At 45.4% G+C, this 21007-nt stretch carries 16 protein-coding genes and 1 pseudogene; 8 read left to right on the plus strand and 9 right to left on the minus strand.

Features of this window, described 5'->3' with window-relative positions; genetic code table 11:
* From OO184_RS02420 to OO184_RS02460, 8 genes are all read left to right on the plus strand, one after another.
* Nucleotides 1-422: hypothetical protein (locus OO184_RS02420; RefSeq protein ID WP_265377826.1), on the plus strand; the 422-nt coding region annotated here is incomplete at its 5' end.
* Nucleotides 423-1342: 920 nt separating this feature from the next.
* A complete protein-coding gene (locus OO184_RS02430; RefSeq protein ID WP_265377827.1) occupies nucleotides 1343-1906 on the plus strand; it encodes a fimbrial protein in 564 nt (187 codons plus the stop codon).
* Between the two features lie 103 nt (nucleotides 1907-2009).
* Nucleotides 2010-2726: a fimbrial biogenesis chaperone gene (locus OO184_RS02435; RefSeq protein WP_265377828.1), complete on the plus strand. Its 717-nt coding sequence runs from the start codon at nucleotides 2010-2012 to the stop codon at nucleotides 2724-2726.
* The gene (locus tag OO184_RS02440) at nucleotides 2726-3301 is read left to right on the plus strand and encodes a fimbrial protein (RefSeq protein ID WP_265377829.1); all 576 of its coding nucleotides are present in this window, start codon (nucleotides 2726-2728) and stop codon (nucleotides 3299-3301) included. The genes OO184_RS02435 and OO184_RS02440 overlap by 1 nt, the downstream gene beginning before the upstream one ends.
* 26 nt (nucleotides 3302-3327) lie before the next feature.
* Nucleotides 3328-4062: a fimbrial biogenesis chaperone gene (locus OO184_RS02445; RefSeq protein ID WP_265377830.1), complete on the plus strand. Its 735-nt coding sequence runs from the start codon at nucleotides 3328-3330 to the stop codon at nucleotides 4060-4062.
* A 63-nt stretch (nucleotides 4063-4125) separates the two neighbouring features.
* On the plus strand, nucleotides 4126-4977 hold the full coding sequence (locus OO184_RS02450) for a fimbrial biogenesis chaperone (RefSeq protein ID WP_265377831.1): 852 nt from the start codon (nucleotides 4126-4128) through the stop codon (nucleotides 4975-4977).
* An 82-nt stretch (nucleotides 4978-5059) separates the two neighbouring features.
* Nucleotides 5060-7702 (plus strand): fimbria/pilus outer membrane usher protein, encoded by a 2643-nt coding sequence (locus OO184_RS02455; protein ID WP_265377832.1) that lies wholly within the window; start codon nucleotides 5060-5062, stop codon nucleotides 7700-7702.
* A gap of 37 nt (nucleotides 7703-7739) precedes the next feature.
* On the plus strand, nucleotides 7740-8897 hold the full coding sequence (locus OO184_RS02460) for a hypothetical protein (protein ID WP_265377833.1): 1158 nt from the start codon (nucleotides 7740-7742) through the stop codon (nucleotides 8895-8897).
* A gap of 97 nt (nucleotides 8898-8994) precedes the next feature.
* On the opposite strand, the gene OO184_RS02465 is transcribed toward OO184_RS02460, so the two are convergent.
* The 9 genes and pseudogenes from OO184_RS02465 to OO184_RS02500 all read right to left on the minus strand — a co-directional run bounded on the left by OO184_RS02465 (nucleotide 8995) and on the right by OO184_RS02500 (nucleotide 19925).
* Entirely contained in the window at nucleotides 8995-9423 is a 429-nt protein-coding gene (locus tag OO184_RS02465) for an NUDIX domain-containing protein (RefSeq protein ID WP_139655144.1), read from the minus strand.
* A 16-nt stretch (nucleotides 9424-9439) separates the two neighbouring features.
* Nucleotides 9440-10699 (minus strand): adenylosuccinate synthase, encoded by a 1260-nt coding sequence (locus OO184_RS02470; protein ID WP_265377834.1) that lies wholly within the window; start codon nucleotides 10697-10699, stop codon nucleotides 9440-9442.
* A gap of 440 nt (nucleotides 10700-11139) precedes the next feature.
* Entirely contained in the window at nucleotides 11140-11802 is a 663-nt protein-coding gene (locus OO184_RS02475) for an HAD family hydrolase (protein WP_265377835.1), read from the minus strand.
* A 2-nt stretch (nucleotides 11803-11804) separates the two neighbouring features.
* A complete protein-coding gene (locus tag OO184_RS02480) occupies nucleotides 11805-13010 on the minus strand; it encodes a phosphoribosyltransferase (RefSeq protein ID WP_265377836.1) in 1206 nt (401 codons plus the stop codon).
* 2 nt (nucleotides 13011-13012) lie between these two features.
* Entirely contained in the window at nucleotides 13013-13789 is a 777-nt protein-coding gene (locus OO184_RS02485) for a HisA/HisF-related TIM barrel protein (RefSeq protein WP_265377837.1), read from the minus strand.
* A 924-nt stretch (nucleotides 13790-14713) separates the two neighbouring features.
* On the minus strand, nucleotides 14714-15022 hold the full coding sequence (locus OO184_RS25430) for a formate dehydrogenase N subunit beta transmembrane domain-containing protein (RefSeq protein WP_446500467.1): 309 nt from the start codon (nucleotides 15020-15022) through the stop codon (nucleotides 14714-14716).
* Nucleotides 15002-15208 (minus strand): annotated as a pseudogene (locus OO184_RS25435) (formate dehydrogenase subunit beta); the annotation flags it as partial. The gene OO184_RS25430 and the pseudogene OO184_RS25435, both read right to left, overlap by 21 nt.
* Before the next feature lie 12 nt (nucleotides 15209-15220).
* Nucleotides 15221-18268 carry a formate dehydrogenase-N subunit alpha gene (gene fdnG, locus OO184_RS02495; protein ID WP_265377839.1) on the minus strand — a complete coding sequence of 1016 codons (3048 nt, stop codon included), beginning with the start codon at nucleotides 18266-18268 and terminating at the stop codon, nucleotides 15221-15223.
* A gap of 316 nt (nucleotides 18269-18584) precedes the next feature.
* Nucleotides 18585-19925 (minus strand): MATE family efflux transporter, encoded by a 1341-nt coding sequence (locus tag OO184_RS02500; RefSeq protein WP_049583321.1) that lies wholly within the window; start codon nucleotides 19923-19925, stop codon nucleotides 18585-18587.
* Nucleotides 19926-21007 lie beyond the last annotated feature (1082 nt).

Genomic DNA, 21007 nt, shown 5'->3' on the forward strand with positions numbered 1-21007 from the left:
AACTATCTGGCGTTCAACCGGATACATCTATTATTAGATATAAACAAACTTGGGGGTTATTAAAATCAAGAAGCAATGATATAGAGTTTGCGTTAAAAAAACAGAATGTTATGGTTCAGTCTTCACAAGGCTTGAGTTTATCAGGATTATGCTATTTTTATCTTTCCGATTTAAAATCAGCCGCAAAGTTAGTATTAACTGAAAAGAAAACATATTTGGCACTTATTCCTAACGAAGATGTTTATGAAAAGTTAGATATAACGCAGATTCAACATGTTTCAGATTGGGCCAGTTTTATTTGGCAACATGGTGGTATCGTTTTAATGATATTAGGTACGTTTGATGATCCTGGCTGTGAAATTATTGCACTGGGAAAACATGAAACTATTTCTTCTCTAACAAAAAATCACTGTGGACAATAATCACTTAAGCGTTGACCAGAATCGCTCAAGGAGTGAAGAACTGGTCAATTGTCAGGGAGATAGCAGTTGTCGTGCGACTGTCAGGGATAAATATCGGCTCAGGAACGAATAACAACTTGCTCAGGGGCTGACCAGTGCGTTGCGGTTGCCAAAGAGCTGCGGGCATTACAGGGTGATTACAGTGCCCGGATGAACGAAATCTATTCCGGGCTTAATCCCTTGATCTGATGTTCTACCCGGTAAAGTGATTGGATAAAACTCAGCGCAATATCGGCTTCCCCGTTTTGTGTTTCCCCTGCGCTTGTTTCGCTTCCACAAATTTACGGTGGGCATGGGCTATACAACCTACGAGTTGGGCTTCCGTTTCTCATATCTCTGATAACCATCCACATGCAGCCAGCCTGTAAACCCGGCAAGATACGCAACCATTTTTGTTGTAAAAGAGAAATAACGTGACGGTGGTGATAAAACCGGGTGGTAGAAATATCGGTTTGTTGGCAAAACTGCCGTATCGTCAGTGCGGATATTTTCTGCTATTAAAAGTTCTCGTCATTCGGGTTTCTATCATAATCGGGGCAAGTGAAGTCATTGTAATGAAGGGCTCGATCCTAGTGCCGGACGGATACGTTATTTGATGCATAGATGGAACACTCACGACATCATAACGTTCAGGTATTAATGTTGAATATGTCGGGGGGACTAATAACTAATTGTCTCAAAAAGAGAACAAACTGCCATTCAATATTTCCCGCTCAGAAATAGATATGTTAGCGACGGTTTAATCAAAATTCAGAAGTTAACCAGCAAAAAAATAACTTAATTGATAAGTAAAACGCATCGCGTTAGCGATCTGGCTGTTTTACTTGTCGTGATGTTGTTTTAGGCAAAATCTATCGAATAGATAATAAGGAATAGATGAAATGAAAAAACAAATTTTGAAGACCTGTGCGATAGCGGCACTGTGTCTGGGGGGGATGTCGCAGGCTATGGCGGAGGAAGTGAGTGCCGGTACTCTGGCGATAAGCTCTTCAGTGACTGCGGAGACTTGTAAGTTTGCAGCAATAGAACCTGTTAGTCTCACCGCTTTGGTGTCTGATTTTACTGGGAAGGCAGAGGGAGCAATCTTAGCTAACACGCAAAAATTCGTCACGATTAAAACGGAGAAATGCCCTCTGTGGAGTTCCGCGAAAAGCGCTAAATTGACGATTTCTGGCGCCGCAGCAGGACCAGGCGCCGCTTACTTTCAGCTTGTTAACACCACGGGTAATACTGCAATTGCCGACCATGCGGTTGGCCTGACGATAAATGATAAGCCCGTGGCACGAGGCGCTGCAATTAACCTAAAAGATCCCCAATACAGTCCCGGAGTAGCCGGTGATAATGCCATCACGCTTAAGGTGGGGTTGGTTAAGATTGGTACGGCGTCGGTGGTACAAGCAGCTGACTCCAAAGCGAACCTGACCGTGAAAGTCGCGTATGACTAATTCAACGCCGTCAGGCGTTAGAAACATATAGCCGTGGAATTGGACAGGGAGGCCCAATTCTTACTTTACGTAATACCAAATCAGACAATTTTCAGGTGTGTCAGTGAAAAGATTGATTACAGCAATGATAGTGACTGCTCTGTTAGGCTGCCCGGTCATTTCCGCGCAGGCGGAAGGCGTGGGGATCAATACTACCCGCATTATCTATCCAGCGGATAGCCGCGCGACAACCGTCTCAGTGAGCAATACCAGTAAAGAGGCTGTCTATTTGATACAGGCGACAGTCAGTTCTACTTCTGAAGGAGATAAAACCGCGCCATTTCTGGTGACGCCGCCCTTGTTTCGTATGGAACCAGATAGCCAGAATCAGGTGCGTATCATCAAAACTGGCCCGTCGCTGCCTACCGACCGGGAATCCCTGTTCTGGTTTACGGCGAAGGCCATTCCGTTAAGCTCTGAATCCGATAATCGCTCCCAGAAGAATGTCGCCGGCGGAATACAGTTTGCTATAGCTAACACAATTAAGTTGATGTATCGCCCGTCAGGGCTGTCGGTTTCGCCGGAGCAGGGATTTGGTTCGCTGCGTTTCAAACCGACTGCCGCGGGAATAACGGTTACCAATCCGTCACCCTATTACATCACCTTAACCTCCCTAAAAGTGGGTGGACAGGAGGTGATGACGCAGCAGGAAGCGAACATGGTCTCCCCATTTTCTGACCTCTCTTTACTACTCAAAGGAGGGCATTATCCAGCCAAAGTAAGTTGGACGGTGATTAATGACCTCGGCGGAGAATCCACCTATCAAGGGGAGATACTGTAGTGCGAAAACTGCGGCCCCTTATCAGACAGACAACCCTGGCTGGCCTGCTCTGTATCGCTCCTTTGCCCGGAAGCGCGAGTCCCAACACGGCAGAACTGACGTTGACGTTGACGCTGGAGCAGCCAACCTGTGAGCTCAATATGCAAACATCATCCCCGGTGGTGTTTTCATCTGTACCGCTCTCCGAGGTGCAGTACAGTACGAAACGTATTGCGGCGGCGGGCAGCAAACCCATTACGCTGGCGTTGTCAGGCTGTGCGGGGGCAGCCAGAGCCGGCCGTATTCCGGCCATTAAAATAGCCGGCGCCGCGTCAGAAGATCACCCGACGTTATTTCGGGATAAAGCCTCCACTGTAGCGGGCAATGTGGGATTTGGCCTGCGCTATCAACTGCCGGGAGGTGGGTTGGGGAGCTACCTGAAAAATGGCGATTATGTGGATTTGGCGCTATCGGGTAACGCCGCCAAAGACAGTCAAATCACCTTCCTGATGGATATGCGGCATGAATCCGGCGCGGTTGTGCCGACCCCCGGTGAACTGACCGCGCACATTCAATTTCAATTTGACTATCACTGAGTGCAGATCAGGTTTCAGGAGGCATTGTGGAAGCAGGTCGGATACGTCCAGCGTGGTACCGGTTGGCGCCATTGTTGTTCTGGCTAGGGTTAGGGATGACCGGCATAGAATCCTGTCAAGCCGCCGGTATCAGTCTGAATAAAACCCGGGTGATTTTTACCCAAGGGGAACGGGCGCAAACGCTGACGGTGATCAATACCACATCTCAGGCGTGGCTGGTGCAAGTAAGGATAACTGAGGATCAGGAGAAAAACCCTTCCGCATTTTTGATGACGCCGCCGTTGTTCAGGCTGGAGGCCCACAGTCAGAACAGCTTGCGTATTTTGCCAACGTTTAATCAACCTCCCTTTCCAGTGGATCGGGAATCGCTCGGGTATATACAGATGAACGCCATCCCTGCAACTCAGCGGGTGACGGAGGAGCCTGTTCGAGAGCAGGCGTCAATGAGTGTGGGAATGCGGATCAAGTTTTTCTGGCGACCGCATGGCTTGCCGGTGTTGCCAGATGAGGCGTATGGACAGCTTAGCTTCCAGTCGCAACATGATGGCATTAAGGCGTGCAATCCTACCCCGTATTTCCTGTCGTTGGACAGTCTCGCGCTGGATGGACAGGCGCTCGATCTAAATCGTTATCCCTCAATGATAGCGCCGCAGGATTGTGTGACCTATGCCGGGCAGGAGGGAAAAAGCTCGGTGAGCTGGTCGATGATTAATGATTACGGCGGAGCTTCAAACTTATTTACCGTCAGGGCGGCGCGTTAAATCCGCCATTGTTTTCTATGTAGGTGGGAAATTATGTAAGTGGGAAATTGTGGAGGCGGAAGAATGAAAAGAGTCAATAACAAGCATGGGCGAACACACTGGGGGTTAATGCTTTATTCCCTCGGTTTTGTCCTACTGCTAGGGAATATATTCAAGGCGCAGGCGGTTGATAATCGAGGGTTATCGTTCTCCCCGATGCAGTTGTCTTATGTGGCTAAAGATAGCCCGGGCGGCGTGACGCTCAGTATGACGAATCACACGGCGCAGAGCTATCTGGTACAGGGATTTGTCAGCCCGATGGACCCGGATACCGGTCGTTTTGACACCCAAACCGGGCAAATTGCCCCTTTTATCGTCCTGCCGCCGTTAAAACGGGTCGAGGCTGGCGAGAAGTTTTCGTTCCGTATTCGCCAGCTTGGCGGGCAGTTACCACAGGACCGGGAATCGGCCTTTGTGGTCTCGCTGCGAGCTATTCCGGGAGTCGCCGTACCGGATACCGCAGAGGTGCCGACATTAAGCCGCCAAATAGGTAAAGCATCGCAAGTGCAGGTTGCCTTACAGATGAATATCCGGCTTTTTTATCGTCCTCAAGGAGTACCTGATCGGGATAACGCCACGGTGGCTAAACAGGTGAAATTTTCCATTCATGGGATGCAATTGCGGGTGGAAAATCCCACTCCCTATTTTTTGACCTTTTCTGCCTTGAAAGTCGGCAGCCAACAGGCAGATGACCGTATCCGTCAGGCAATGGTGCCTCCAAAAGGCATGCAAACCCGGTTGTTTCAAACCCGGTTGTTTCAAACCCAGTTGTTTCAAACCCAGTTGTTTCAAACCCATTCGTTTACCGCCGGGATACTGGGGCCACTGGTCTGGCGTTTTCCCGGCGACAATCAGGATCGCCATGTTCCGTTATAACCCGTCCTCATCTGCGAGCAATGACCGGCAAAGGGGCCTCAAGATCAACAGCATAGGCTTAAGTTAGAAGCAGAGATGAGCTATGACAATAAACATTTTATTTTCGCCTGCGTTGTGGGCGGATAGCCAACGTGCGCCCGGTCAGCCGGGCAGTTTCCGGTTCCGTCCTGTATACCTATGTCTGCTATGCTCACTGACGGCGACAACCTTGTCCGTCTCTGCGCGGGAATACTTTAATCCCGCTTTCCTGATGGGGGCGACGGGGGAGCAGGAGCATATCGATCTCTCGGCGTATGAAAATGCAGGGTATATCGCACCGGGACGCTATCTGGTGGATGTCTATATGAACCAGAATAAGGTGGATAACCGCGAGATTGAATTTAGATTGGTCAACAGCCATCTGCAACCGGTATTAACGGTTGCACAGCTTGAAGAGTATGGGGTCAATATTCGCGGGTTACCGGCTTTTCAGGGAGAAGCGAGCGACAATGCCATCACGGATCTGACGAAACAGATCCCACACGCCCGTGCGATATTGGATTTTGCCCGTTTGCGTCTGGACCTCAGGGTTCCTCAGGCGGCTATGCAGCCCCACCATTCTGAGATGGTCGATCCGTCACTGTGGGATAACGGTATCCCGGCCTTTTTGATGAACTACACTATCAACGGTTCGGAAGGGCGTTACGACGGTCAGGAAACTGGCGGCGGATCACGCTCCCGCAATCTGTTTGCCTCCTTTCGTAATGGATTGAATCTAGGGCCGTGGCGTCTGCGCAGCACGCAAACTTACAGTTACAATCGCCAGCGCAATGAGCGGCCCGCCGGTTTTTCCCCTTCTACGCAGACCCAATGGCAGGTGAGTAATACCTATTTGCAACGTAATGTGCAGTCGCTGCGCAGTGAATTCACGGTGGGTGAAACCTATACCGGTGGGGATATTTTTGACAGCATCCCGTTGCGTGGCATGAAACTGGCTTCCGAGGAGGCCATGTTGCCTGACAGCCAGCGCGGTTTTGCCCCGGAGATAACCGGTGTAGCGAACTCTAATGCACAGGTGACCGTCTCCCAGAATGGTTATACCGTGTATCAAACCACGGTAGCGCCGGGGCCATTTCGTTTCACCGACCTGTACACCACCGGGGATTCTGGCGACCTGACGGTCACGATCAAAGAGGAAGATGGCAGTACCCGGGTTTCCACCCTCGCTTCTTCGTCTGTTCCAATGATGCAGCGTCCCGGCGGCATTAAATATGAATTGACGGCCGGTCAATATCACGGCGGCAACCTCACCGATGGCAGCCGTTTCCCGGTATTTGCGCTGGGCACTTTGGTCTATGGTTTGCCGCACAATATCACCCTGTACGGCGGGGGATTGGTCGCTGGCAACTACCAGTCGGGGGTATTAGGCTCGGGCGTATCACTGGGGGCATTAGGCGCATTGTCTGCGGATGTGACATTTGCTCGTGCCCAATTGCAAGGAATTAAAGGGCAGGAAAATAATCGGCAACAGGGCCAAGCTTATCGGGTGAAATACGCTAAGAACTTGATCAGTACCGGCACCGGTATTGATCTGGCCGCCTATCGTTATTCCACTCAGCATTACTACAGTTTCAGTGATGTTAACAGTATGGGGTACAGCCTGAATGAATATCAGGCGCCGTGGGCGCTTGACCGACGTCAAAGCACTTGGCAGGTGAGCGTGAATCAAACGTTAGGACGTTGGGGCAGTCTCTATGCCTCCGGGACGCGCAACGATTACTGGAATGGCCGTACCGACAACAATCTGAATCTGGGTTATAACGCGATGCTGATGGGGATCAGTTATAACCTGAGTTATAACATTTATCGTATGGAAGGGGCTGGTAACTGGTCGGAGAATCGCCAAGTGTCATTCAATATGCAGGTCCCGCTCAGTTTGTTTGGATCATCGTCTGCGCTACGAGGCGTTTACTCCCGCTATACGGTCTCGCGCGACTCGCAGGGTAACACCACTCAGCAGACTGGTATCAGCGGCATGTTATGGGATAACCGTTTGAATTATAACCTCCAGCAAGGTTGGGGGAGCAACGGCCAGCAAAACAGCCGGGCGTTATCTTTGAGTTACCAAGGCAGTCAGGGGAACGTTAATCTGGGCTACAATGACAGCGCAAATAGCTATCATTTCACTTACGGGGCTTCCGGGGCCCTCCTAATCCATCCTTACGGTATGACGCTATCACGTTCATTGGGTGATGAAGCGGTGTTGGTCCGTGCGCCCGGAGCGAAAGGGGTGACGGTCGGTGACGGCAACGTGCAGACAGACTGGCGTGGTTACGCCGTACTGCCGGGCGGATCGGTCTACCAAAAAAACACGATTAATCTGGACCCGTCCACTCTGCCGGAAGGTGTGGATATTGACCAGACCAGTAAGAACGTTTATCCGACCAGAGGAGCAGTGACGCTGGCAAACTATCAGGTTCGCTCAGGCAGCCAGTTACTGCTGACTTTGACACATAATGGCAAACCTGTGCCTTTTGGCGCTACCGCGATACTGGAAGAGAATACCGCTCAGGCTGGTAGCGGCATTGTGGGCGATAACGGCCGGGTTTATCTAAGCGGTATGCCCCCCTCCGGTCGCGTGAAAGTCAAATGGGGAAACGGGGCAACGCAACAATGTACCATCCATTATCAGGTACCGTCCGAGACCTTTGGACAACTGGTGCAGGCAGATGCTGCGTGTCTGTAAGCGATTTGAACAGATGAGTAGTTTGGAGAGAAGAAGAATGTTAAACACTGAACGTTTATGGAGCGGTAATGCAGAAAATCCTGTCTCAATCCTTATGGGTTTGGGGGTAGCATTGCTCTTTTTATTGTTGACCACTTTGCCACTCCAGGCGGCAGAGAGTTATCAAGACTGTGAGATTGAACTGGTGCAGATGGTTCGCAATGTTACCGGTTATGCAATGGCGCCAAACAACAAAGATAAGCGTGATTACTCACGTGATGAGATAGTCGGTTATACCACCAGTGGCCCTCTTGATTGGTCGACAACCTGTCGTGTTCCTGAGGGAACACAGTTTATGGCCTACACGGTCGAGTCTGGAATGAGTCTATTAATCTCTTCGTCGTCACCGAGTCGCGTCCGGGTAGGACGAGCTGGCGACTTTATGATTGATATCGGGCAATCTTCACTCTCTTGCCAGACACACGGTTTATCCGGTACGTATCGCTCAGCCAGTCTGGCTGGGGGGAATGCCGGCGTTAACATTCCCTGTATTCCCGATGCCAACGGTCTGGTTGATGTCAGTGTCCGCACTGTGACAGGGGCAATTTACCCGGACAGTGACGGCAATTTCAATGCGAAGGCAGGAGGCAGTCCCCTGTCAGTGGGCGCGATCGGCTGGACTCCAGCGGTTATGTCGGGTTCTAACGGCATGCTGAAACCACTGTGGACCACGGTTATCCTCTCGCCGGTCAAAAAGCCATCCGCCTGTGCGGTTGTCCTGACACCCTCATCGGTGGATTGGGGAACGGTGAAAAGAATCGGTAAACAGGTGGGAGGCCCACTGGCGTCGGCCAGACAAATAGGGATAAGCAGCACATGCTCCGGTGATGATGAGGTATTTCAACATTCACGTCTGCTCTACCGGATCGATGGGCCGTCTGTCCCGGGGAAACCGAATGCGCTGGCTTCGTCAATAGAGGAAGTTGCCTTTGTGTTCTCCGATTCTGCTAATAAACCTTTATCACTGAATACCGGGCACCGAGGCGCAGGGGAAAACGCGAGATACGTTAAATTCGGGGAAGATAGTTATACCGCCTCAACACAACTGTCTGTGGCGCCGATTCTGTTGAAGACTGACGGCTCCGGGGGACAGGCCAGGGCGGTTGCGATTATTTCCGTGTGGTCGGATGTTAACTTTGTCGAGCCCTCTGCTTAGAACGCTGTTTTTTGTTTCACAGAAGCACCGATTTTAAGCACAGGTGCTTCTGTGTTTGTTAGAACGTTAATTAGATGCCGTATTTGTTATACTGTATTTAACCCCGCATTTCTGTTATCTCTATTTCTTTATCGAAACGTAAATGTTCATCAGCCGCCATCGGGATTAACCAACGTAAGTTATAGATCACATTATCGGGTAATGAATTTGTTTCATAGATATTGACGATCTCTTTTTCAATAGAATTGACAGAATAGACGCGATCATCATACATATAGAGAAAATTCACCTGATAAACGTCAGGGCGAGTTAAGACAGTAAATAATCGCCACTCTTCAGGACGTGTTTCAATGCCGGCTTCTTCCGCAAATTCTCTTGCCATTGCTTGTTGAGGGCTTTCACCAGCTTCTATTTTTCCACCGATCCCATTGAGTTTCCCTTTTTGCCAACTGGGTTGTAATTTTGAAATCAGGGAGACATGTTTTTTATCTTTAGAAAACATAAACCCTGTTACATAGTTAATCATTATTTTCTCCACACTTTTATTTCATGACTAATGTCTGATTTCTGTCTGGCCCATAGGAAATATATTTGATTGGGACTCCAGCATATTCTTGAATAAAAGCTAAGAAGTCAATCAGCTCAATAGGCAGTTCCGTTAAATGGGTATATGATGAGTTAAGTGCTCCCCAGGACTTAAATGTCTTATAGATAGGTTTGATTTTATCGAGCTGCAATAATGCGTCATTGCAACAGACGAGCTTATCATCAATTTCATAGGCAATAGCAACTTTTATTTCGGGTAAATCAGCAAGAACATCAACATTCGTTATAGCGAGTTCTGTTACGCCATTGAGTTTCACCGCGTGTTTAATCAGGGATAAGTCTAACCAGCCACAACGTCTCGGCCTTTTTGAAACGGTGCCATACTCGTTTCCGCGTTCTCGAATGTAATCAGCCTGCTCTGTTAATAATTCTGTGGGGAATGGCCCGTTACCGACACGGATCATATAAGATTTCATCACACCGACAACATGCATTTTCTGTGCAGGTATTCCTATCATCGCAAAGCAGGTTTGCACTAATGTCTGATATGCCACAGTGTAAGGATAAGAACCAAAGCTATTATCTAAGAAAGTGGCTTGTGATGTTTCAAGTAAAACATCTTCTCCAGCATTAAGTAAATCACCGATAACTTCATTAGTGAACGTGAAATAAGGTTCTATTCTCTTGCCATATTGATGAGTTGTTTCTAACATCTCTTTAAAATCTAATGTAGTTTGTGCATTAAAGACATGGTTGATCTGTTTCTCTCTGATATCCCAAAGAAATTCTAATTTACTTCTTAATTTCTCTTTATCAAGCGTATCAATAAGCCGAATGCCATGACGATTGGCTTTGTCTTCAACACAGGCCCCGACGCCGACGCCAACCGAACCTATCTTTTGCGTACCTTTATATTTTTCTGATGCTCTATTTAACTCAGAGTGTAATGGCAATACGATATGGCATCGCGGATCGATAAATATATTAGAACCAATTTTTTCTTTTTGTATAAAATCGATCTCTTTAACCAGAACGGGAAGACTGATTAAAGCACCTTGGCAGATATATAAATTCTTTTTGTTGAGTGAGGCCGGTAATTGAGAAAATGAGCCTCTTAGATTACCGTGTTGCACACAATGACCCGCATTAGCGCCGCCATTGAATCGGGCAATGTTATTGATGTTGCCAGATAAATAGTCAACAAATTTTCCTTTACCTTCATCTCCAAATTGGAGTCCAACTACAGCAGTTAACATGGATCTATTCCTTAATTATTTATACCCGTCATCATTTCAAGTTGCCTCTTTGTTGGCTGCACTCACTCACCCCGGTCACATAGTTAGCTATGCTCCCGGGGATTCGCTCCTTTGCCGTCGCGATGCATCTTGAAATCCATTGGGTATATTTATTTCAAATAATAGTTAAATCATCACTTTTGATGATCATTTTTAAAATGAATAATTTGCTTTGAAATACTAAACTGCTCTTTTAAAACTAATATGCTAAATATCTATCCGTATATCGTTATAAATTATCCCTTTTTTACCAGGTTATTTTGAATAGCCTCTTTATACCCGTTATCTTTCAAGTTGCCTCTTTGTTGGCTGCACTCACTCACCCCAGTCACATAGTTATCTATGCTCTTGGGGATTTGCTCCCTTGCCGTCGCGATGCATCTTGAAATTCATAGGGTATATTATTGTTTATAGATTAAAGAATCGGCTATTAATAGCGCTTCACTTAATGTATCAACCACGGGAACGCCGGCAGTTTCAAGACTGACACGGCTATGAGTCCCTCCAGTATAAAGAATAGCATGGGTTCCCGCTGCTAATGCGGCAATTGCGTCATCGGTGGCGTCCCCAATAACCACACTTTGCTCAGGAGCAACATTGAGTTTTTTGAGATGGTTAGCTAACTGCTCTGATTTGCCGGTTATCAATAATGGCGTATTTCTACCATCTATTTGGGTAAAGAATTTGCCAATACCATGATTATCAAGCATAGGGACCAAGTCATGATGTTCCATCAGTGAACATAATGACTGAGTTGCGCCTGTTTCATAACGGGAAGCGAGGAGCTGACTGACACCTTCCGTTAAATTGGCTTTCTGAATGCCTGGTCGATAGTGAAAATTAAATATTTTTCCGATCACTGACCATTCAGAAGATGAAGGTTCACGGCCAATCACTTGTTTATAGAAAGTTTGTACTGGAACACAATAATGTTCCCGATATTGTTCCAGTGTCAGCGGTTCAATGCCAATTTCTGCTAATGCGAAATTGGTTGCACTCAGTGAAACATGGACATCATTAAGTAATGTGCCATTCCAATCCCAAATAATATGTGCTGTTGTCATAATTAATTGACCTCCCTTTTTCCAAACCGGTTTTTGCGAGCTGAACATTCAGAACATTGATATGCCAGGGCCTTAAAGGCGTCAATTGGCTGTTCATAATTCAGCGGTGTTTGTGCTTTTAGATTTAATAAAAAGCGCAATAGCTTGGCTGCCCATGTGGAGTCTGTCAGGGTGTCATGAAGGACAGATAATAAACTGTATGAATAGGCAACCCAATCCTCCGTGGTGGTATGAACATATTTATCATCAGCGAAGGGCTGATTAATTAAACGATCCAGAACCTGATGATGCCTGAAACACCAAGGCGTCAATACATCTAAAGTTTCAGGGTTGAATACACGATCAGCATGCCCATAAACGCGGCTACGTAATAATTTTTCCCAATGCAGTTCGACGGCACGGGCCTTCGGACGTTGCCCGGTTTGGGCCATGACCAGATCGGCTGCCTGACGTAAGGTGTCGCCTGTTCCGCAATTATCATCAATAATTGTCACGGTTTGCCCAAGTGGAATATTGCGCCCCCAGAGATGATTGCTTTTGCGAGACGCATCATCGTAACGGGAAACTTTCACTAAATTGAGCTCACTATCCCATGCTGCGGCTGTGACTGCCGCCGCCGCTGATCCTCCTAACATAATGCCAACAACGGAGGAGTTGGGGCATTTGTCGATTTGGGCTGCGGCCAAAGTTAACAGATGATTATCCCCTTCAATAAACGGTCTGGGCACTTTGTGTTCCGCAGATGAAGGCAATTTCAGGTCATGGATCGAAGAGGGTGAAAAGGTGAATGCTGTGCCCATCAGCGTTGAGCTGACGACTTTTGCACACTCCTTGATCCCATCAATGAATGGCACAATATCGTCGTTAACTGTCTGTGGAGAACTTAATAAGCTATCAACAATTCTGAGCAATTTTGCCAGGCTATGATCGGCCAAGATATATTTCGATGGGGCAGTACACAGCTTATCGGTACACTCAAGTTGAGAGATATATTCTGTGTAATATTTCACCGTCATCAGTAGCTCGCGACAAGGTTTTTGTTCGTAATAGGCAACACCGCGGGAACCTACGAATGCTGGCTTCTCTGTGAGTAAACCGGGCAGCGCCATCACTTCTTTCGTTAAATAGCTTGTTTTAGGTACGCTACGCAATTCGCCCAGTAAACCAATGGAGCGGAGATCCAAAGCGGGAGATAAAGATTCAGGCATATTCAACGTCTCAATGATTGTGTTGCAGCAAGGGCATCTTCGAGAGGAACCTTACCAATATGTAGCGCTTGACCAAGAATTGCGCCTTCGACGCCGATAGTGGACAGATCGGCTAAAGCGCGGAGATCATCCAGGCTTGATACACCACCGCCGGCAATGACGGGTGATGACGTTTTCGCACAAACTTCCTGTAATAGCGTAAAGTTTGGCGAACTCATCATGCCTCCTCGCTCAACATCGGTTACGACGTAGCGTTGACAACCTTGTTTGTCAAGGCGCTCGAGGACATCCCAGAGATTGCCTTTGCTGACATTCCATCCATGCGTTGCCAGTTGATAACCTTCTGATGTGCTTTTTACATCCAGAGCAATGGCGATCTTATCGCCGTATTCTGCAATAGCTCGGGCACACCAATCTGGGTTTTCTAATGCTGCGGTCCCCAAATTAACGCGTTGGCATCCGGTTGCTAATACTTTGCGCAAGATGGTTTCATCTCTGATTCCGCCGCAGACTTGTACGTTAATGTTGACCGCAGCAAGGACATCAGCAATAAGATGGCTGTTTGAGCCACGCCCTGATGCGGCATCAAGATCAACAACATGTATCCATTTTGCCCCGGCATTTTGCCAGGCGAGCGCTACTTCGGCCGGAGTACCTAAGGGTCTGCGTAATGTTGGGCTTTCACCACGAGTTAATCGAATTGCGGAATTTGATGTCATTGCTATTCCGTCAACAATATCCACAGAGGGAAATATCTCGAATGTTTCCTTACTTATCATTGAATGCATCCTAATTAATTATTTAAAAACTAATAACTATCGTAATTAATTCAATTACAAGCTTGTAACGTAACAAATAAATATATTTTTTGCTTCTTTAAAAATAAATCAGATTAAAGAGTAATAGATTGATTTAATGGGTTCAATAACCTTTCATCGATTTATAATAGTGAAAAGAAAAAATTTCTCAATAAGATTATTAGCTCGAAATGGCAATTTGGATAACTTTGTTAAGCCAGTTAATCTTATATTTACTTAATAAGAGTTATTTTAAAGGTAGGTAAATAGCGATTCATTATAAATATATAAAAAATAATTCTGCTAATGTTGATGGGAAAATATGGTGGTTGTTTATCCAATATTTTAATCATTAAAAGTAATGTGGATCTATTTTTTTAGGTAATGGATTTAAAATATATGAATTTATCTTAAATAAATGTGTTCAATTGTTGTGTTTATTAGAATTGTTAATTTTAATTATTAGGGGAATATAATTACCTAGAGTTTAAAATAGTAACTGTAATTAATATGTAATTACATTCTATTTATTTTGCGGGAATTATATATTTATATTATATATAAATATATTTCATAGATGATTTCTATAAAATAATTTGTTGTTATCATCTATAACAACAAGTTATATTTGAAAATATAATTTCATTGGTTATTTGGTATGAATATACCTAATAGATTTCGAGTTGCAGCGCGGCGGCAAGTGAACGAATCTCCGGGAGCATAGATAACGATGTGACCGGGGTGAGTGAAAGCAGCCAACAAAGCAGCAGCTTGAAAGATGAAGGGTATATATATTTACAATGATATTGATCGTAATGTTTAGATATATGATACAAGTATCAACGCAGTCTGTTGCCAGACTGCGTTTCGTTCGATCAATAACTTTCGTTTAAATTTTGGGAAAGACTAAAATATTGCTAAGGATCTGTTTCCTCCTGTTTTGCTTTCTGACGGATTTCTCTGTACCAACGAGGATAATGTTTCTTCGCCAAATTCCGTGCTAACTGTGGTGTGTCGAAAATATTCATCAGCCATTTCATCATCTTGTCTGGCATGTTCTTCGTCTTGTTCGCTGGTACGATTTGGACCAATGCCGACATAATGGAAAATATTGGCGGCGAATGTTGCAGCGAAACCCACAGCGGCAAGCGGCTTCCAAATGTCTTTCCAGAACGTTACGGTTGGGCTGATGGTTGGATTGTCGTAAACACCGATATTAAAACCCACTTCATCACGAATATCATTCCATTCCGAACAGGTCGCCTGATAGGCTTTACAGCCAATACAGGTGGTAACGTCGATCAGTTTTGCTATTTCTTCTTGATGATCACGGATACGTGGTGCCGGGGTAAAGGAATGCGTGGCGGATCGACGAATAATATCTTGAGATTGTATTGCCATGATTCGCTCCGGTTACACCTTTTCTATGTTGACCAGAAATGCCTTGTATTCTGGTGTATGCGTGTTGGCATCACCGACGGAAGGGGTGAGCGTATTGGCAAGAAAGCCTTTTTGGGTTGCCCCCGCAAAACCCCAGTGGCAAGGAATACCAATGGTTTCAACTTGCTTGCCGTTAATGGTCAATTGTTGAATTCGCTTGGTGACAACTGCTTTGGCTTTGATAAAACCGCGTTTGGAAGACACTTTTACTTCATCCCCTTGAATAATGCCTTTTTCTGCCGCCAGCTTTTCGCCGATTTCAATAAACTGTTCGGGCTGGATGACGGCATTGAGTTGGGCGTGTTTTGTCCAGTGACGGAACAGCTCCGTGATGGAATAGGTTGTTGCAACATAAGGGAATTCGTTGGCTTTCCCCATATAAGGGGCATCGGAACTAAAGATCCGCGCCACTGGATTAGAAATAACATTTGGATGAAGCGGATTTGTGTCGATCGGTGATTCAATCGGTTCATAATGTTCAGGGAATGGCCCGTCAGCCATTTTATCGATGGAGAATAGTCGTGCTACCCCTTCTGGTTGCATGATAAACGGTCCGACGTGGGTTCCCGGTTCTGCATTGCTATAGTCAACAACGTCAAAGCCGCGCCATGTATTGCCATCCCATTTAATCAGCTCACGATTTGGGTCCCACGGTTTGCCATGTGGATCAACCGAAGCTCGGTTGTAGAGTACCCGGCGGTTTTGTGGCCATGCCCATGCCCAACCGGGCGTACAGCCCAGACCGGATGGATCAGCGTTATCACGGCGAGCCATTTGGTTGCCTTGTTCGGTCCAACAACCGCTGTAGATCCAGCAGAAGCTGGAGGTGGAACCATCATCTTTCAGTTGGGAGAAGCTGGAAAGTTGCTGACCTTTTTTCAGAATGATATTGCCGTTTTCGTCTTTAATCTCTGTTAATGCTTTACCATTGGCTTCGCGGGCAATTTCTTCCGGTGTCGGATCTTCAGGATTTTGATGATCCCACGACAGATTCATGATAGGTTCAGCGTAAGCACCGCCTTCTTCACGATAAAGTTCACGCAGTCGTAGCAGTAATTTGCCCAGAATTTTACCGTCGTGCAGCGCTTCTCCCGGTGGCTGTGCGCCAGCCCAATGCCATTGTAGCCAGCGACCTGAGTTAGTAATCGATCCATTTTCTTCGGCAAAGCAGGAGGAGGGCAGGCGAAAAACTTCAGTTTGAATATCAGCCGGATTGACATCATTCATCTCGCCGTGGTTCTGCCAGAAATTAGAAGATTCCGTGATCAACGGGTCAATCACCACCAGATATTTTAGTTTGGCTAGTGCTCTACTCGACTTATTTTTATCCGGGAATGCCGCTAATGGATTAAAACCCTGAACGATGTAGCCGTTCATTTTGCCCTGAGTCATTAACTCTGTTTGCGTCATAATATCGTAGCTTTTATCCCATTTAGGTAGCCAGTCATAACCCCAATCATTTTCTGCGGTGGCGTGTTCTCCCCAGAAACTTTTTAGCAGGCTGATAAAGAAACGCGGCGTGTTTTTCCAGTAGTTAACCTGATTGGCAACCAGCGCTTTTGGTGTTGTTTGCGCCAGATAGGTTGCCAGGCTCTCCTGTTTCTCATTTGGCAGCGGCAGATAGCCGGGCAGATTCAGTGATAATAAGCCAAGATCACTATAGCCTTGAATATTAGAGTGGCCGCGCAGTGCGTTAACCCCACCACCTGGCATGCCCACATTACCTAGCAGTAGTTGCACCATTGCAGCGGCGCGGATAATCTGAGCGCCGCCCGTGTGGTGAGTCCAACCCAGTGCGTAGAGAATAGTTGCGGTACGATGGGTTACGGCGGTAGTTGCTAATTGGGAACAAATATAGAGGAAATCCGCTTCTGATGTACCACACAAGCTGGAAACTTGTTCAGGGGTATAGCGTTCAACGTGATTTTTTAATAGGTTCCAGACGCAGCGTGGATGAGATAGCGTATCATCTCGTTTGGCATACCCCTGTTCATCGGTTTCGTAATGCCATGAGGATTTGTCATAGCTCTTGGCGGCTTGATCAAAGCCGCTGAATAAGCCATCTGCGAACTGATAATCTGCTCGAACAATCAAACAGGCATTGGTGTAAGCCTTAACATATTCAGACTGGATTTTGTTGTTGAGCATTAAATAGCGGATCATACCCAGTAAGAAGGCGGTATCTGAACCGGCACGGATCGGAGCATAAAAATCGGCCACAGCAGCACTGCGGTTGAAGCGTGGGTCAACAACGATCACTTGCGCATTGTTTTTAATTTTTGCTTCAATAACCCATTTGAAACCGACTGGGTGCGCTTCAGCGGCGTTTCCACCCATGATCAGAACAATGTTAGCGTTTTTGATATCTACCCAGTTGTTGGTCATGGCGCCTCGGCCAAATGTTGGCCCCAAGGCAGATACCGTTGGGCCGTGACAAAGGCGTGCCTGACTATCGATAGCGATCATGCCCATTGCGCGGGTAAATTTCTGATCGAGAATACCGGTTTCATTACTCGCTGCGGAGGAACAGAGCATACCCGTTGTTAGCCAGCGGTTAACGGTGACATTGTTTTCATTCTTCTCAACAAAGTTGGCGTCACGGTCATCTTTCATCAAACGGGCAATGCGTTCAATCGCTTGATCCCAACTGATACGTTGCCATTGATCAGAACCGGGAGCGCGGTACTCGGGGTATTGGAGACGGTTTTTACTGCGAATATAATCAAGCACTCCAGCCCCTTTCGGGCACAGAGAACCCCGGCTGACCGGATGATCTGGATCGCCTTCGATATGAAAAATGCTTTCTTTGACGTTTTTTGCACCATCGCCCAGGCTGTACATCAGAATGCCGCAGCCAACGGAACAATAAGTGCAGTTATTACGAATTTCACGCGAGCGCAGTAGTTTGTACTGACGAGTTTCAGCCAGCGCCACAGTTGGAGCAAATCCTAGCGCGGCGACTGTTGTTCCCGCCATACCACCCGCGCAGATCTTGAAGAAAGTTCTTCTGCTAACCTGCATCGGTCTTCTCCTTATTTTTGAATGACGACATTGCTTTACTTCTGATGCAATAACACTTTGATAAATTGTGCGCAATTGATTTCATAGCCCGGCTCGTTCGTCATTCAAAACACTCCTGGGTATCGCGGAGAACCCACTGCATTGATGAGCTGTAAACTACCTGAGGTTATTATTCAATAATAGCACCCGTCAGCTTTTGAGAATTGACTTTCTTTAAATTAACAAGAGGCGCCGATTCGGGTACCTCTTGTTGTGTGTGGGGGGGAACTGGAAGAAACTACTCTGAGGAGACTGGTTGAACAATTATTTTAATCATTCAAATATCGAGTCGTTTAGTTTGCCATTTTTTCGATTTCCAGCGCCAGATATTAGTAAGCCCACGTAGCCACTCATCGCAGAAGAAACCGATCCAAATACCTAAAATGCCCATTTCCATTTTGATCCCCAAAAAGTACCCCACCGGAATAGCAATACACCACATAAAGAACATGGCCGCATATAGTGGGAAACGCGCATCACCGGAAGCGCGCAATGCGTTCACCATAACGATATTCGCGGTACGGATTGGCTCCATAAAAACGGACAGCAGAAATAGTGGTAACAGCAGTTTGATAATAGCTTCATCTTGCGTCAGAAAATGCAGAATTGGCACTCTGAAAAACCAGAAAGCAGCGACCACTACAATCGTGACGATACAACCAATTTTCAAACTATTAAGGCCACGGATATAAGCATCTTCAAATCGTTTAGCGCCGACCAGATGACCGACCATAATTTCGTTACCGATGCTGATAGAAATGCCAAATAACATCACAAACAATGATAACTGGAAATAGAGTGTTTGTGCTGCCAATGGAATTTCACCCATTAGCCCAATGAATGCTATGGCCGCCATATATTGCAGTATCCACACTACGTTTTCACCCGCAGCGGGTAAACCGATATATAAGATTTTGCCCAACATACCTTGTGACCAGCGCAGGAAACCTGCCAGCGTAAATTTGATCCGCAGGCCATAACTGAGCAGGCAGAATAATAGGATTACGGCGACAATCCGGCCAAAGACCGTAGACCAGGCGACACCTTCCAGACCATATTTAGGTAATCCGAAGAAACCATATAGGACGATCATATTACCTAGCACTGTCAGCAAGTTAGCAATCAAAGTAACATACATTGCCGCTTTCGATTTCCCATAAACCCGCAGACACGCGGCCAAAATAATCGAAATGGCTTCGGGGATCAGACAGATACCGAGAATGTGTAAATAGTTAAAGCCATCTTCCATCAGATGTTCCGGCATATTCATGATATGCAAGATTTTATAGCCGAAGAAGACAGTAATCAGCGCACAGCTAAACCCAAGCAAGAAGTTGAATGCAATAGAAATATGGATTGCCTGGCTGGCTTTATCTCGTTTACCTGCGCCAATATATTGAGCAATGACGACCGTGCATCCAACGCTGATAAAGTTGAAGATGGTGATAAACAGATCAAATACCTGATTACCGACAGCCATAGCAGCCAGATAAGAAGTAGAAACATGGCTCACCATATAAGTATTAATTAATAAAGTGGCCAGATGGAGAAGAATATCAATAAAAATCGGCCAGCTTAACGAAAAGAGCGAACGTTCAGTAACATCAGTTTGATGCATTTGAAAAACCTGCTTATTGAAAAAAGTAAATGAATTATTTCTTGAGATGCCGCGTACTCAGGAAATATTTAGGCATTGTACATGGTTTATTTATCCGTTAATAGAGATGAAATAAAGAAAGATAAAAAAATGAATTCTGTGATTGGGTCTTTTCTGTTTGAACAACTGCTTGAGATCTGAATTAAATAATGATCAATGAACATCATAAGGGGAATGATTAGCAATAAATATCGGTGTTGCTATTTATCGGATAAGTTAGAGAAATTGATAAATTTTTACTGAGCATGTTGTACATGGTGGATGTGGAATTTGAATACCAAGTGGTTTTATTATTGTCGAATGGTTGCTAAATTTAGTGCCTATTTTTCCGTTGTGGATGCGTATACTGTAACTACAGTATTATTAATAAATTTAGTTAGTATAGTACATTTGTTGTGAGGAAATGTAGATCAAAAAGTAAATAAATTTAATTGTAAATAATTAAGGTATTTAAATGATTACCTGAATTGATAAAAAATTTAAACTCCAAGTTTAAGAAAATATTTTATATAATTTCTTTAATTTATTATTAATGCTTACTGGATATCAGTTTAATCGGTTATAGATATCTTAATATGCTTATAAAGCATTAAATAAATTTATTAAAATATTATTTATTGTTTAATATTTATAAATAAATTTATTGGGTCATGAGATTTTTAGAATCGGATTATTCAATTTTTTACGATAACTTAAATGATTTATCAACGAAGTGATAAAAAATTTTTTGTGGTTAAATTTTGCTCTATAATGAATTTAAAGGAGTCGAAATATAAGGAAATGAAAATATACCATTCAGCGAGGTGATATGATGATCAATAGACTACAACACCAGTTATTTTGGTCTTTTTTAACGTTAACTTTCTTTTCTGTTTTTTCTACATCTATCCATGCTTGTGTATCGTCCCCGAGTTTTCCTATATGTGCGGCAAAATGTGTTATTTTTTCATCTCATACTGCAACATGTATTATCGGTTCTCAAGCGCCTAATCATTTAACTTCTGATGACTTAACTCCTATTGTAGCTGAAAAAAATAATTAAT

The sequence above is a fragment of the Photorhabdus aballayi genome (genome assembly GCF_026153155.1).
Taxonomy (GTDB): Bacteria; Pseudomonadota; Gammaproteobacteria; order Enterobacterales; family Enterobacteriaceae; genus Photorhabdus; species Photorhabdus luminescens.

Coding starts and splice junctions, on each gene's coding strand:
- OO184_RS02430 (WP_265377827.1), top strand. CDS start 1,343: ATGAAAAAACAAATTTTGAAGACCTGTGCGATAGCGGCACTGTGTCTG.
- OO184_RS02450 (WP_265377831.1), top strand. CDS start 4,126: ATGAAAAGAGTCAATAACAAGCATGGGCGAACACACTGGGGGTTAATG.
- OO184_RS02455 (WP_265377832.1), top strand. CDS start 5,060: ATGACAATAAACATTTTATTTTCGCCTGCGTTGTGGGCGGATAGCCAA.
- OO184_RS02460 (WP_265377833.1), top strand. CDS start 7,740: ATGTTAAACACTGAACGTTTATGGAGCGGTAATGCAGAAAATCCTGTC.
- OO184_RS02465 (WP_139655144.1), bottom strand. CDS start 9,423: ATGATTAACTATGTAACAGGGTTTATGTTTTCTAAAGATAAAAAACAT.
- OO184_RS02470 (WP_265377834.1), bottom strand. CDS start 10,699: ATGTTAACTGCTGTAGTTGGACTCCAATTTGGAGATGAAGGTAAAGGA.
- OO184_RS02475 (WP_265377835.1), bottom strand. CDS start 11,802: ATGACAACAGCACATATTATTTGGGATTGGAATGGCACATTACTTAAT.
- OO184_RS02480 (WP_265377836.1), bottom strand. CDS start 13,010: ATGCCTGAATCTTTATCTCCCGCTTTGGATCTCCGCTCCATTGGTTTA.
- OO184_RS02485 (WP_265377837.1), bottom strand. CDS start 13,789: ATGATAAGTAAGGAAACATTCGAGATATTTCCCTCTGTGGATATTGTT.
- fdnG (WP_265377839.1), bottom strand. CDS start 18,268: ATGCAGGTTAGCAGAAGAACTTTCTTCAAGATCTGCGCGGGTGGTATG.
- OO184_RS02500 (WP_049583321.1), bottom strand. CDS start 19,925: ATGCATCAAACTGATGTTACTGAACGTTCGCTCTTTTCGTTAAGCTGG.